We start from the raw sequence: 14508 nt of genomic DNA on the forward strand, positions 1-14508 counted from the left end.
ATGACGCAATTTGCATTTGTGTTCCCGGGGCAGGGTTCCCAGACCGTTGGGATGTTGTCTGAAATGGCGGCAAACTACCCAATTGTTGAAGAAACTTTTGCTGAAGCATCAGCTGCGCTGGGCTATGATCTGTGGGCGTTGACTCAGCAGGGTCCGGCCGAAGAACTGAATAAAACCTGGCAGACGCAGCCAGCGCTGTTGACCGCCTCGGTCGCGCTTTATCGCGTATGGCAGCAGCAGGGTGGCAAAACACCTGCGCTGATGGCGGGTCACAGCCTGGGCGAATACTCTGCGCTGGTATGTGCGGGTGTTATCGGTTTTGCCGATGCCGTACGTCTGGTTGAACTGCGTGGTAAATTCATGCAGGAAGCCGTGCCGGAAGGCACTGGCGGCATGTCTGCTATTATCGGTCTGGATGACGCAGCTATCGCTAAAGCGTGTGAAGAGTCTGCCGAAGGCCAGGTGGTTTCGCCGGTTAACTTTAACTCACCGGGTCAGGTGGTTATTGCCGGGCACAAAGAAGCCGTAGAACGTGCCGGCGCTGCCTGTAAAGCTGCTGGCGCTAAGCGTGCTTTGCCGCTGCCGGTCAGCGTTCCTTCTCACTGCGCGCTGATGAAGCCTGCTGCTGAGAAACTGGCTGTTGAATTGCAAAAAATCACGTTTAACGCGCCGACCGTTGCGGTAGTCAACAACGTCGACGTGAAGTGCGAAACCGACGCTGACGCTATTCGCGATGCGCTGGTTCGTCAGCTGTACAGCCCGGTTCAGTGGACTAAAACCGTTGAATTTATGGCATCCCAGGGCGTAGAGCACCTGTATGAAGTTGGTCCGGGTAAAGTTCTGACCGGTTTGACGAAACGTATTGTTGACACCCTGACTGCTTCGGCACTGAATGAGCCGGCGGCACTGTCTGCGGCGCTAGAGCAATAAAAGAGGAAGACCATGAGTTTTGAAGGAAAAATCGCGCTGGTTACCGGTGCAAGCCGTGGCATTGGCCGCGCAATTGCTGAGACACTCGTTGCCCGTGGCGCGAAAGTTATCGGTACTGCCACCAGCGAAAGCGGCGCGCAGGCCATTAGTGATTACTTAGGTGCAAATGGTAAAGGTCTGATGTTGAATGTGACCGATCCGGCATCTATCGAATCTGTTCTGGAAAATATTCGCGCAGAATTTGGTGAAGTCGATATCCTGGTCAATAATGCCGGGATTACTCGTGATAACCTGTTAATGCGCATGAAAGATGACGAGTGGAACGATATCATCGAAACCAACCTGTCATCTGTTTTCCGTCTGTCAAAAGCGGTAATGCGAGCTATGATGAAAAAGCGTCATGGGCGTATTATCACTATCGGTTCTGTGGTTGGTACCATGGGAAATGCGGGTCAGGCTAACTACGCTGCGGCGAAAGCGGGTCTGATCGGCTTCAGTAAATCACTGGCGCGCGAAGTTGCGTCTCGTGGCATTACTGTAAACGTTGTTGCTCCGGGCTTTATTGAAACGGACATGACGCGTGCGCTGTCTGATGATCAGCGTGCGGGTACGCTGGCGGCAGTACCTGCGGGTCGTCTTGGCGAACCGAAAGAAATCGCCAGCGCGGTTGCATTTTTAGCTTCTGACGAAGCAAGTTACATCACAGGTGAGACTTTGCACGTCAACGGCGGGATGTACATGGTTTAACCACGATGAAAAATATTTGCGTTATTGTAGGTCTTGGCCTCAAAATAACGTAAAATCGTGGTAAGACCTGCCGGGATTTAGTTGCAAATTTTTCAACATTTTATACACTACGAAAACCATCGCGAAAGCGAGTTTTGATAGGAAATTTAAGAGTATGAGCACTATCGAAGAACGCGTTAAGAAAATTATCGGCGAACAGCTGGGCGTTAAGCAGGAAGAAGTAACCAACAATGCTTCCTTCGTTGAAGACCTGGGCGCAGATTCTCTTGACACCGTTGAGCTGGTAATGGCTCTGGAAGAAGAGTTTGATACTGAGATTCCGGACGAAGAAGCTGAGAAAATCACTACCGTTCAGGCTGCCATTGATTACATCAACGGCCACCAGGCGTAAGTGAACATCTCCAGGCGGTCATTCGACCGCCTGAGTTTTATCTTTTTATCCCACTTGAATTATTTTCCCTCCCTGGAGGACAACCGTGTCTAAGCGTCGTGTAGTTGTGACCGGACTGGGCATGTTGTCTCCTGTCGGCAATACCGTAGAGTCTACCTGGAAAGCTCTCCTTGCCGGTCAGAGTGGCATCAGCCTGATCGACCATTTCGATACTAGCGCCTATGCAACGAAATTTGCTGGCTTAGTAAAGGATTTTAACTGTGAAGACATTATCTCGCGCAAAGAACAGCGCAAGATGGATGCTTTCATTCAATATGGAATTGTCGCTGGCGTTCAGGCCATGCAGGATTCTGGCCTCGAAATTACGGAAGAGAACGCTCACCGTATTGGCGCCGCTATTGGCTCTGGTATTGGCGGTCTCGGTCTTATCGAAGAAAACCATACCTCTCTGGTAAACGGTGGACCGCGTAAGATCAGCCCGTTCTTCGTTCCGTCGACGATTGTTAACATGGTGGCAGGTCACCTGACCATCATGTACGGCCTGCAGGGGCCAAGCATCTCCATCGCGACGGCCTGTACTTCAGGCGTACATAACATCGGTCATGCCGCACGTATCATTGCATACGGCGACGCAGACGCGATGGTTGCGGGTGGTGCAGAAAAAGCCAGTACGCCGCTGGGCGTGGGTGGTTTTGGCGCAGCACGTGCGTTGTCTACGCGTAATGATAACCCGCAAGCGGCAAGCCGCCCGTGGGACAAAGATCGTGATGGCTTCGTGTTGGGCGACGGCGCAGGCATGGTGGTACTGGAAGAGTACGAGCATGCAAAAGCGCGCGGTGCAAAAATTTATGCTGAAGTCGTTGGTTTTGGCATGAGCAGCGATGCTTACCACATGACGTCACCACCGGAAAACGGTGCAGGCGCTGCGCTGGCAATGGTCAACGCATTGCGCGATGCGGCTATCGAAGCAGGTCAGATCGGCTATGTTAACGCGCATGGTACGTCTACTCCTGCAGGTGATAAAGCTGAAACCCAGGCAGTGAAATCTGTCTTTGGCGATGCGGCAAGCCGTGTGATGGTCAGCTCCACTAAATCCATGACCGGACACCTGTTGGGTGCGGCGGGCGCGGTAGAGTCTATTTTCTCTATCCTGGCGCTGCGTGATCAGGCTATTCCACCAACCATCAACCTGGATAACCCGGATGAAGGTTGTGACCTGGACTTCGTACCTCACGAAGCGCGTCAGGTTAGTGGTCTGGAGTTCGCCCTGTGTAACTCCTTCGGCTTCGGTGGTACTAACGGCTCTTTGATCTTTAAAAAGATTTAAGTTCGTCAGGTGATGCGTTAGCATCGATAGCAATTTAAAAAGGTCCGCTTGTCGGGCCTTTTTTTATTCGGTTTTCCACCCTTGTCCTGTGTACCTCATCCTGCCAAACTAGCGGACCAGAAATAAGGAGCCACCATGTTCTTAATTAATGGCTGCGAGCAAAATATGCTGGCCGCAAGCGATCGAGCGACCCAATTTGGTGATGGCTGTTTTACCACTGCGCGCATTATTAACGGTGAAATATGCCTCTTTGCAGCGCATCTTGAACGTTTACAAAACGCCTGCCAAAAATTGCTGATCTCTTTCGAACATTGGTCAGAGCTGGAAAGTGAAATGAAAATGCTGGCGCAAGGACACGCGCGTGGTGTGTTGAAAGTTATTGTCAGCCGTGGCAGCGGTGGCCGGGGTTACAGTGGTGCAAACTGTCGCAATGCCACACGTATTATCTCTGTTTCAGCCTGGCCCGATCATTACGATCGTTGGCGGCAAGAGGGGATTACGCTGGCGCTAAGCCCAGTGCGACTGGGGCGTAATCCGCTACTTGCCGGACTTAAACATCTGAATCGACTGGAGCAGGTGTTGATTCGCTCTCATCTTGAGCAGACGGACGCAGATGAAGCGCTGGTCCTTGACAGTGAGGGATGGGTTACGGAATGCTGTGCGGCTAATTTGTTCTGGCGTAAGGGCGATGTGGTATACACTCCCCGGCTGGATCAGGCAGGCGTGAACGGCATTATGCGACAATTCTGTATCCGGATGCTGGCACAATCGCCGTTCAGTATTGTCGAAAAGTATGCCGGGTTGGAAGAGGTTATGCAGGCCGATGAAATTGTCGTCTGTAACGCGTTAATGCCTGTTATTCCCGTGCGTGCTTGTGGCGACACATTGTTGTCTTCACGTTTGTTATTCGATTTTTTAGCCCCACTTTGTGAGCACCCGAATTAGTCATGAAAAAACTGTTACTCGTTGTCCTGTTATTGCTGGTTGTGCTGGGCATTGCCGCGGGAGTGGGAATGTGGAAAGTTCGCCATCTGGCGGACAGTAAATTATTGATTAAAGAAGAGACGATTTTTACGCTGAAAGCGGGAACGGGCCGTCTGGCTCTCGGCGAACAGCTGTATGCGGACAAGGTTCTCAATCGTCCGCGCGTGTTCCAGTGGCTGCTGCGAGTGGAACCCGAACTGTCGCATTTTAAAGCCGGAACCTACCGTTTTACGCCCGATATGACGGTGCGGGACATGCTGCAACTGCTGGAAAGCGGTAAAGAGGCGCAGTTTCCGTTACGTCTGGTTGAAGGGATGCGCCTGAGCGACTACCTCAAACAGCTGCGTGATGCCCCGTATATCAAACATACGCTGAGCGATGATAGCTACGAGACCGTTGCCGAGGCGCTGAAGCTGGAAAATCCGCAATGGGTGGAAGGCTGGTTCTGGCCAGATACCTGGATGTATACCGCCAATACAACCGACGTGGCGTTGCTAAAACGTGCGCATCAGAAGATGGTTAAAGCGGTGGATACCGTCTGGGAAGGGCGCGCTGAAGGCCTGCCTTATCAAGACAAAAATCAGCTGGTAACCATGGCCTCCATTATCGAAAAAGAGACAGCGGTAGCCAGCGAGCGCGATCAGGTGGCTTCAGTCTTTATTAACCGCTTACGTATCGGTATGCGTTTACAAACCGATCCGACGGTGATTTACGGGATGGGTACACGGTATAATGGCAAATTGTCGCGTGTGGATTTAGATACCCCAACCGCCTATAACACCTACACCATTACGGGGCTACCGCCTGGCCCGATTGCCATGCCGGGAGAGGCCTCGTTGCAGGCCGCGGCGCATCCGGCAAAAACGCCGTACCTCTATTTCGTGGCTGACGGTAAAGGTGGCCATACGTTTAATACCAATCTTGCCAGCCATAACCGGTCCGTGCAGGATTACCTGAAAGTGCTTAAGGAAAAAAATGGGCAGTAACTATATCGTCATCGAGGGCCTGGAAGGCGCCGGAAAAACCACCGCGCGTAACGTGGTTGTAGAGACACTTGAGCAACTCGGTATTCGTGACATGGTTTTCACCCGTGAACCTGGTGGAACGCAGCTCGCTGAGAAACTAAGAAGTCTGGTGCTGGACATTAAGTCGGTGGGTGACGAGGTCATCACCGATAAAGCCGAAGTTCTGATGTTTTACGCCGCACGCGTACAACTGGTCGAAACCGTTATTAAACCTGCGCTGGCAAAAGGCGCATGGGTAATTGGCGACCGCCACGATTTGTCGACTCAGGCGTATCAGGGGGGCGGGCGCGGCATCGACCAAAACATGCTGGCAACCCTGCGCGATGCGGTGCTCGGTGATTTTCGCCCGGACCTGACGCTCTATCTGGACGTGACTCCGGAAGTCGGATTGAAGCGCGCACGCGCGCGCGGCGAGCTGGATCGTATTGAGCAGGAATCTTTCGATTTCTTTAATCGCACCCGCGCGCGTTATCTTGAGCTGGCGGCCAAAGATGCCAGCATTCGTACTATCGACGCGACGCAGCCGCTGGAGTCTGTGATGGCAGATATCCGCAATACCATCACCCAGTGGGTGAAGGAGCAGCGCACATGAAATGGTATCCATGGTTACGACCGGATTTTGAAAAACTGGTAGCCAGCTATCAGGCGGGTCGTGGTCACCATGCGTTACTGATTCAGGCGTTACCCGGCATGGGCGACGATGCGCTGATTTACGCGCTCAGCCGCTATTTAATGTGCCAGCAGCCCGAAGGACATAAAAGCTGCGGACAGTGCCGGGGCTGTCAGCTGATGCAGGCGGGGACGCATCCTGACTACTACTCGCTGCTGCCGGAAAAAGGCAAAAGCACGCTGGGGGTTGATGCGGTACGCGAAGTCAGTGAGAAATTGTACGAGCATTCACGCCTGGGGGGGGCGAAAGTGGTGTGGATCCCGGATGCCGCCCAGCTAACTGACGCCGCCGCCAATGCCTTGTTAAAAACGCTGGAAGAGCCTCCGGCGCAGACCTGGTTCTTCCTCGCCAGTCGAGAGCCTGCACGTTTATTGGCCACGCTACGTAGCCGCTGTCGGTTATATCACCTTGCGCCACCGGCTGAGTCGTACGCTATTTCCTGGCTTGCCCGAGAAGTGACCGCGTCTCCAGAAGCGCTGCTTAGCGCATTACGCCTGAGCGCAGGTTCGCCTGGCGCAGCAATTACGCTGTTACAGGCTGAAAGCTGGGCGCATCGCACAGATTTTTGTGCGGCACTGGGGAACACATTAAACGCAGGCGACTGGTATATCTTGCTCGCGGCGTTAAACCACGATCAGGCTGCCGCCCGTTTACACTGGCTGGCAACGTTGTTGACGGATGCGTTGAAACGTCCATATGGGGTTTCCCATTTAACGAATCCTGATGCGCTGGACCTGATATCTTCTATCGCAGAACGGTTATCCGTCGCCCAGATACAGGCGATACTCGGTGACGTTTGTCATTGCCGTCAGCAGTTGCTGAACATTACAGGCATAAACCGTGAACTGATACTAACCGACCTTATCCTGCGTATTGAGCATTACCTGCAACCGGGCACCGTACTGCCTGTTCCCCATCTTTGAGAGAGACATTATGTTTTTAGTCGACTCACACTGCCATCTTGATGGCCTGGATTATCAATCTCTGCATAAGGACGTGGATGACGTGCTGGCGAAAGCGGCCGCACGTGATGTGAAATTCTGTCTTGCCGTTGCGACCACTCTGCCAGGATATCGCAGTATGCGCGAACTGGTCGGTGAGCGTGACAATGTGGTTTTCTCCTGCGGCGTGCATCCGTTAAATCAGGATGAAACCTATGATGTTGAAGAGCTGCGCCGCTTTGCTGCCGAAGAGGGGGTGGTGGCGATGGGAGAAACTGGTCTGGACTATTTTTATACGCCGGAAACAAAGGTGCGCCAGCAGGAATCTTTTATCCACCATATTCAGATTGGCCGCGAATTACAAAAGCCGGTCATCGTGCACACCCGCGATGCGCGAGCCGATACGCTGTCTATTCTGCGCGAAGAAAAAGTGACGGATTGTGGCGGCGTACTACACTGTTTTACAGAGGACAGAGAAACGGCGGGGAAATTGCTGGACCTCGGTTTTTATATCTCGTTTTCCGGCATCGTCACGTTCCGCAACGCAGAACAGCTCCGTGATGCCGCCCGCTATGTTCCTCTGGACCGGTTATTGGTTGAGACGGATTCTCCCTACCTTGCGCCTGTACCGCATCGTGGGAAAGAGAACCAGCCCGCCATGACTCGTGACGTTGCGGAGTACATGGCCGTAGTGAAAGGTGTTGCCGTTGAAGAACTGGCGCAGGCAACCACTGATAACTTTGCCCGCCTGTTTCACATCGACGCTTCTCGCCTACAATCAGTTCGTTAACTGACTTTTTTTAAAGCTCGTAATTAATCACCAATGCGAGTAAAGTTCACCGCCTCAAAATGGGCGGTGAATAACCAGTTTGACACATTCAGAAACTCATTTTATCGGAATGTGCGGATTTTGCGGCCATCCACGACTGAATTGTGATAGCCGTCAAACAAAAACAAACTGAATTATTTTACTCTGTGTAATAAATAAAGGGTACTTAGATGCCCTGTACACGGCGAGGTTCTCCCCCCTCGCCAATGCGTGAGAACGTAGAATACACAAAGTCATTCAGGCTGCATCAAGGCGGCAAGTGAGTGAATTGCAGGAGCTTACTTGAGTAAGTGACTGGGATGATCGAGCGCAGCCAACGCTGAGGCGGTTTGAAGGATGAAGTGTATAAGCACAAATACTCAGGAGCACTCCTAATTATGTTTAAGAATGCATTTGCTAACCTGCAAAAGGTCGGTAAATCGCTGATGCTGCCGGTATCCGTACTCCCGATTGCAGGTATTCTGCTGGGCGTCGGTTCCGCTAACTTCAGCTGGCTGCCAGCCGTTGTATCGCACGTAATGGCAGAAGCAGGCGGTTCTGTTTTTGCAAACATGCCGCTGATTTTTGCTATCGGTGTTGCGTTAGGCTTCACCAACAACGACGGCGTATCTGCACTGGCATCCGTTGTTGCTTACGGCATCATGGTCAAAACCATGGCTGTTGTTGCGCCGCTGGTTCTGCATTTACCTGCTGAAGAGATCGCCGCTAAACACCTTGCTGATACGGGTGTTCTCGGGGGGATTATCTCCGGTGCGATTGCAGCGTATATGTTCAACCGCTTCTACCGTATCAAATTGCCTGAGTATCTGGGCTTCTTTGCGGGTAAGCGCTTCGTTCCTATTATTTCTGGTCTGGCCGCCATCTTCACGGGTGTGGTTCTGTCCTTCATTTGGCCACCAATCGGTACTGCTATTCAGACGTTCTCCCAGTGGGCTGCATACCAGAACCCGGTCGTGGCGTTCGGTATCTATGGCTTCATTGAACGCTGCCTGGTGCCGTTTGGTCTGCACCATATCTGGAACGTTCCATTCCAGATGCAGATCGGTGAATACACCAACGCTGCAGGTCAGGTTTTCCACGGCGACATCCCTCGCTATATGGCGGGTGACCCGACTGCAGGCAAACTGTCCGGTGGCTTCCTGTTCAAAATGTACGGTCTGCCGGCTGCCGCTATTGCTATCTGGCACTCTGCTAAACCTGAAAACCGCGCGAAAGTGGGCGGTATCATGATCTCCGCAGCGCTGACCTCGTTCCTGACCGGTATTACCGAGCCGATCGAGTTCTCCTTCATGTTCGTGGCGCCGATCCTGTACATCATCCACGCGATTCTGGCTGGTCTGGCATTCCCGATCTGTATCCTGCTGGGTATGCGTGACGGTACGTCGTTCTCTCACGGTCTGATCGACTTTATCGTTCTGTCCGGCAACAGCAGCAAACTGTGGCTGTTCCCGATTGTCGGTATCGGTTATGCGATCGTGTACTACACCATCTTCCGTGTGCTGATCAAAGCGCTGGACCTGAAAACGCCGGGTCGTGAAGATGCTACCGAAGACAGCAAAGCAGGCGCATCCGGTGAAATGGCTCCGGCTCTGGTTGCAGCATTCGGCGGTAAAGAAAACATCACTAACCTCGACGCGTGCATCACTCGTCTGCGCGTCAGCGTGGCTGACGTTGCCAAAGTGGATCAGGCTGGCCTGAAGAAACTGGGTGCGGCGGGCGTTGTGGTAGCTGGTTCCGGTGTTCAGGCTATCTTCGGGACGAAGTCCGATAACCTGAAAACTGAAATGGATGAGTACATCCGTAACAGCTAAGCAGTAAGAAGTTGGGGAGAACTAAGGCAGCCTGCGGGCTGCCTTTTTTATTGTATTAATTAGCCTGAACGCGAATCGGCGCGGTAGCGGCGAACAGCCACGGACGTGCCTCTGCGTTCACGCGAGGGGATAACGACTCTCTGACCTGCTGGTGATAATCATCAATCCACTGCTTCTCTGCATCGCTGAGCAGATGCCGTTCAACCAGATTCAAATCAATCGGCACCAGCGTCAACGTTGAGAAACGACAGAAACCAGGACGACTGTTGATAATCTCCACCTGATTCTCAATACGGATCCCATATTGCCCGGCAAGATAATAACCCGGTTCGATGGTAATGATATTGCCTGCTACCAAAGGCCAGGGGTTTACTTTTTTGGCGATGCGATGGGGCTGCTCATGAATAAGTAGCTGATGGCCGACCCCGTGTCCTGTTCCATGATCAAAATCCAGACCTAAATCCCACAACGCCCGACGACTAAAGGCATCCAGTTGATGTCCCTGAGTACCGCTGGGGAACTGCAGCGAGATAAGCGACAAAAAGCCTTTCAACACGGCGGTGTAATGCAGACGACGCTGCGGATCCTGTGGACCAAACGCGAGGGTGCGCGTCGTATCCGTCGTACCATTATGGTACTGGCCGCCGGAATCATTCAGGTACATGGCCTGAGAGGTAATTGGCGTATTGGTTTTTTCACTGGAGTGGTAATGGCACATTGCGGCATTGCTGGCAGAGGCTGAAATCGTACTGAAACTTTGCTCGATAAATCCCGGCTGCTGCTGGCGAAATTCCAGTTGCTTTGCCTGCGCTTCCAGTTCGGTGACCGGATTGCCTGCAGCTTCGCGCAAGGGGACTTCATGCGTAAGCCAGGCGAGGAAGTTAACCCAGGCAGCGCCATCCTGCTCATGGCATTCCCGATAGCCTGCCAGTTCCACGTCATTTTTGTGCGCTTTCATCAGGGTGATAGGGTCAGGAGCCCACAAGACGTTGCCGCCGTGTTCTTCAATGGCAAAACGCAACGCAACCGGGGCGTAGTCTCTATCGACCAGAAAGCGCTTACCCTTAGCCAACTGCTGGCAGCGCGCCAGGAAACTCTCTTGCGGGGCCAGCGTAAGCGTATTCAGCAGCGATGCGGGGAGCTGTTGCGTTTTGTTGCTATCCACAAACCATTCCAGCTCACCGCTGCGATGGAGCAGGGCAAACGAAAACGGCACTGGCACCATGGCCAGATCCGAACCGCGTACATTCAACAGCCAGGCAATGTTATCCGGCAGGGTGATCGCCAGGACGTCGGCCTGGTGCTGAATGAGTTGCTCCACGACGCGGGCACGCTTTTGCGTACTGCTTTCCCCGCTGATTTCAATGGGCATTTCACGAATGATTCCACAGGGTGCCGCCGGGCGGTCGAGCCACACCTGGTCAAAAGGATCCTGTGCAAGAGGCACCAACTCGCAATGCGTTGCTGAAAGCGCTTCAAACTGGCTGTTGACCATCAGCAGCGGTTCAAAGCCGATACGCGCGCCCGCTGTAACGTGAGACTGCAAATAGTCAGCCAGCGGTTCATCGTGTAAGTGATGAATTTCAAAATCATCCAGCGAGACTTCATTGCGCACCTGGACCTGATAACGTCCATCGACAAACATTAATGCGCGGTCTTGCAGGACCAGCGCGAGTCCCGCAGAGCCGCTAAAACCGGTCAGCCAGGCCAGCTTATTGTCATGCGGCGTACAATCTTCGCTTTGATGAGCGTCGGCGCGCGGGACAATCATGCCATCCAGCCCCTGCGCTATCAGCAGGTTACGCAGGGCGGAAAGAGGAGTTGAGTTGTGCATAGTTACCTTCAGGCCTTAACGGAACGGCGGTTCGTTGAACGTACGTAATTTACGGGAGTGCAGTCGGTCGCCTTCAGCACGCAGACGATCGATAGCCCGGATACCTATTTGCAGGTGCTCGGAAATGGCGCCTTCATAAAAACGGTTGGCCTGACCAGGCAGTTTGATCTCGCCATGGAGCGGTTTATCGGAAACGCACAGCAGCGTGCCGTAAGGAACGCGGAAGCGGTAGCCCTGGGCGGCGATGGTGGCGCTTTCCATATCGATAGCCACCGCGCGGCTGAGGTTGAAACGCAGCGCAGAAGCGGAATAGCGTAGCTCCCAGTTACGATCGTCAGTGGTGACGACGGTACCGGTACGCAGGCGCTGTTTAACCTCTTCGCCAGGCATGCCGCTGACTTCTTTGGTGGCGTCATACAGTGCGCGCTGTACTTCCGCAATGCTCGGAATTGGGATATCCGGCGGTAGAACTGCATCCAGCACGTGATCGTCACGCAGATAAGCGTGGGCCAGAACATAGTCGCCAATCGCCTGGCTTTCACGCAGCCCGCCACAGTGCCCAATCATCAGCCAGACGTCAGGGCGCAGTACGGCCAGATGATCGCAAATGGTTTTGGCGTTAGACGGGCCAACGCCAATATTGACCAGCGTGATCCCCTGACCGTCGGCGGTGATTAAATGCCAGGCAGGCATCTGGTGTTTCTTCCAGGCGAGGTCGGAGATGGCTTCTTCCGGAGCTTCAGTTTCTGCGGTGATCCAGATCCCGCCCGCGCATGACAGCGCGATATACGGACTGTCCGGGTCGAGGATCTGGCTGCAGCCCCAGCGCACGAACTCATCGACGTAGCGGGTGTAGTTGGTGAACAGCACAAAAGGCTGAAAATGTTCAACCGGTGTTCCTGTGTAGTGACGCAGTCGTGCCAGCGAAAAATCTACGCGTCGGGCGTCGAAGTGCGACAACGGGGAGAATTCCGCCGGATGAAAAATCCCATCTGCCGTTTCGTCACCAATCTGGGACAATTCTGTAGTGGGAAAATGGCGCGTTAATCCGGCGCTCATCGAGCGGTCAAGCGTCAGTTCAGAACCGTCAATGACGTATGGATAGGGAATTTCATGCAGCGATGGCTCGACGGAGATATGCGCATCATAATCCTGATACAGCAGCGTGAGCTGTTCCTCAAGATACGGACGAAAAAGCGACGGACGGGTAATCGTCGTGGTGTAGCTGCCCGCGTGAGTAAAACGGCCATAGGCGCGGGTTTTCGGGGGATTTGTGGCGCTGCCGTCCCAGGTGACACAAAGCGACGGATAAACAAAAAGACCATTATGGCGGGCTGTTACGTCAGGGAGCGTCCCTGTTTCAATATACTTACCAATGGCGCTTCGCAGTGCTTTAACCGACTGCTCGTACAGCGCGTCCAGTTTATCCAGTGCCTGAGCCGGTGTCAGGCTGGAGCCCTTATTGATCATGTCTGTCTCCTTGTTCCACAGATGTACTGCTCTCCCGATAGTATGTCACAGGAATATGAAACAAAAGTCAGACGTTGAGGAAGATTGTGCGAAGGCCGGACGACCTTCGCACCATGGCTTAACCGTGCTGCTTATCCCGCATCAGCAATGCGGTGGCGGCAGAAATAAGACAACCAGCCATCAGATAAATGGCCACGCTATGCCAGTCTCCGCCGGAAAATGTCACCAGTGCCGCAGCAATGAAGGGCGTAAAACCGCCGCCAACCACGCTTGCTACCTGATAGCCAACGCCTGCGCCGCTGTAGCGGTAGCTTGCGCCAAACAAACCGGTAAACATAGGCTGCTGCACGCAGACCACCATATCGTGCGCGATGTTGGCTAACATAATCGCGAAGAACACGATCCAGAAAATAGACTGTGCTTCCAGCGCCATAAAGAACGGGAAGGCGCTGAGCGTACCGACCAGTGCGCCGGTAATGTAGACGCGTCGACGACCAAAGCGGTCCGCGAGCCAGGCAAAGCAGGGGATAGTCAGACAGCTCAGTCCACCCACTAACAAGCCAATATTCAGAAACAGCTCGCGGGGCAGACCCAGGTTCTGCGTGGAGTAATTAAGTGCAAACGCGGTGACGATATACATCGTCAGCAATTCACATAAGCGCAGAGCGATAATTTTTAAAAATGCGCCCGGATGACGGATTAACGCCTCGACTACCGGTAGCCGCTTTTTCTCTGGCTGCGGTGCCTGCTGCTGCTGTTCAAATTCGGCAGATTCATCCATACGGTTACGCATCCACAATGCCCCCAAAACCAGCACAATGCTGAACAGGAACGGAATACGCCAGCCCCAGCTCAGGAACTGCTCATCGGTGGTTTGCGAGCTAATCAGCGAGACCAGACCGGTAGAGAGCAGCAGTCCGACGCCGTAACCTACCTGAACGCCACTGCTGTAGAAGGCTTTTTTGTTTTTCGGCGCGCTTTCGACCGAGAGTAACGCCGCGCCGCCCCATTCACCGCCAACGGCGAATCCCTGAATAGCACGCAGCGTTACCAGCAGCACAGGGGCCCACCAGCCAATGGTGTCAAAGGAAGGAATAATCCCTATCAGCGCAGTAGCAATCCCCATCATCCAGACGGTGAGCATCAGCATACGTTTACGGCCCAGGCGATCGCCGAAGTGGCCGAAGATCACCCCGCCTAGTGGGCGGAACAAAAATCCGACGCCAAAGGTGGCGAATGCGGCAAGCGTTCCCATCGCTGGGCTGACCTGCGGGAAGAACTCGCGATTAAAGACCAGCGCGGCGGTGATGCCATAAAGCAGAAAATCATACCAGTCGACCACGGCGCCAGCGAAGCTACCAAGCGCAGCGCGTCGGGCACGATGAAGCGAAGAGGCGTCCTGTTGGGGACCCGTGGAGGTGAGGGTGGAATCCATAGTTATCCTGTCTGTACTGTCTTTTAGTTATTAGTATTTAGGTTGGGTTACACACATTGCAGTCGATATATTAACGACCGTTATGAGATTACCGCGACAGATGCGATGAGAAAA

The 14508-nt window shown here is 53.5% G+C and carries 13 protein-coding genes; 10 read left to right on the top strand and 3 right to left on the bottom strand.

The window, feature by feature from the left end:
- The 10 genes from fabD (at nt 1) to ptsG (ending at nt 9655) form a co-directional block, all read left to right on the top strand.
- Nucleotides 1-930: an ACP S-malonyltransferase gene (gene fabD, locus OGV77_RS01325; protein WP_043015923.1), complete on the top strand. Its 930-nt coding sequence runs from the start codon at nt 1-3 to the stop codon at nt 928-930.
- Nucleotides 931-942: 12 nt separating this feature from the next.
- Nucleotides 943-1677: a 3-oxoacyl-ACP reductase FabG gene (fabG, locus tag OGV77_RS01330; RefSeq protein WP_016149936.1), complete on the top strand. Its 735-nt coding sequence runs from the start codon at nt 943-945 to the stop codon at nt 1675-1677.
- 154 nt (nt 1678-1831) lie between these two features.
- On the top strand, nt 1832-2068 hold the full coding sequence (gene acpP / locus OGV77_RS01335; protein ID WP_000103754.1) for an acyl carrier protein: 237 nt from the start codon (nt 1832-1834) through the stop codon (nt 2066-2068).
- A gap of 85 nt (nt 2069-2153) precedes the next feature.
- On the top strand, nt 2154-3395 hold the full coding sequence (gene fabF, locus OGV77_RS01340) for a beta-ketoacyl-ACP synthase II (RefSeq protein WP_043015924.1): 1242 nt from the start codon (nt 2154-2156) through the stop codon (nt 3393-3395).
- Between the two features lie 135 nt (nt 3396-3530).
- Complete coding sequence (gene pabC / locus OGV77_RS01345) at nt 3531-4340, top strand: aminodeoxychorismate lyase (RefSeq protein ID WP_087050401.1); 810 nt, start codon at nt 3531-3533, stop codon at nt 4338-4340.
- Between the two features lie 2 nt (nt 4341-4342).
- The gene (gene yceG / locus OGV77_RS01350) at nt 4343-5365 is read left to right on the top strand and encodes a cell division protein YceG (RefSeq protein WP_043015926.1); all 1023 of its coding nucleotides are present in this window, start codon (nt 4343-4345) and stop codon (nt 5363-5365) included.
- The gene (gene tmk, locus OGV77_RS01355; protein WP_087050402.1) at nt 5355-5996 is read left to right on the top strand and encodes a dTMP kinase; all 642 of its coding nucleotides are present in this window, start codon (nt 5355-5357) and stop codon (nt 5994-5996) included. Before yceG ends, tmk begins: the two co-directional genes overlap by 11 nt.
- Nucleotides 5993-6997: a DNA polymerase III subunit delta' gene (holB, locus tag OGV77_RS01360; protein WP_087050403.1), complete on the top strand. Its 1005-nt coding sequence runs from the start codon at nt 5993-5995 to the stop codon at nt 6995-6997. The genes tmk and holB overlap by 4 nt, the downstream gene beginning before the upstream one ends.
- A 10-nt stretch (nt 6998-7007) precedes the next feature.
- Nucleotides 7008-7805: a metal-dependent hydrolase gene (locus OGV77_RS01365; RefSeq protein WP_003036276.1), complete on the top strand. Its 798-nt coding sequence runs from the start codon at nt 7008-7010 to the stop codon at nt 7803-7805.
- Between the two features lie 416 nt (nt 7806-8221).
- Nucleotides 8222-9655 (top strand): PTS glucose transporter subunit IIBC, encoded by a 1434-nt coding sequence (ptsG, locus tag OGV77_RS01370; protein ID WP_003036277.1) that lies wholly within the window; start codon nt 8222-8224, stop codon nt 9653-9655.
- Nucleotides 9656-9710: 55 nt separating this feature from the next.
- Here ptsG and OGV77_RS01375 read toward each other — a convergent pair whose 3' ends face one another.
- The 3 genes from OGV77_RS01375 to shiA all read right to left on the bottom strand — a co-directional run bounded on the left by OGV77_RS01375 (nt 9711) and on the right by shiA (nt 14394).
- The gene (locus OGV77_RS01375; RefSeq protein ID WP_087050404.1) at nt 9711-11489 is read right to left on the bottom strand and encodes an aminopeptidase P family protein; all 1779 of its coding nucleotides are present in this window, start codon (nt 11487-11489) and stop codon (nt 9711-9713) included.
- Nucleotides 11490-11504: 15 nt separating this feature from the next.
- Nucleotides 11505-12959 (bottom strand): AMP nucleosidase, encoded by a 1455-nt coding sequence (locus OGV77_RS01380; RefSeq protein ID WP_087050405.1) that lies wholly within the window; start codon nt 12957-12959, stop codon nt 11505-11507.
- A gap of 118 nt (nt 12960-13077) precedes the next feature.
- Complete coding sequence (gene shiA, locus OGV77_RS01385) at nt 13078-14394, bottom strand: shikimate transporter (protein ID WP_043015932.1); 1317 nt, start codon at nt 14392-14394, stop codon at nt 13078-13080.
- Nucleotides 14395-14508 lie beyond the last annotated feature (114 nt).

Source organism: Citrobacter sp. Ce129, assembly GCF_030334545.1.
Lineage (GTDB): Bacteria > Pseudomonadota > Gammaproteobacteria > Enterobacterales > Enterobacteriaceae > Citrobacter > Citrobacter europaeus.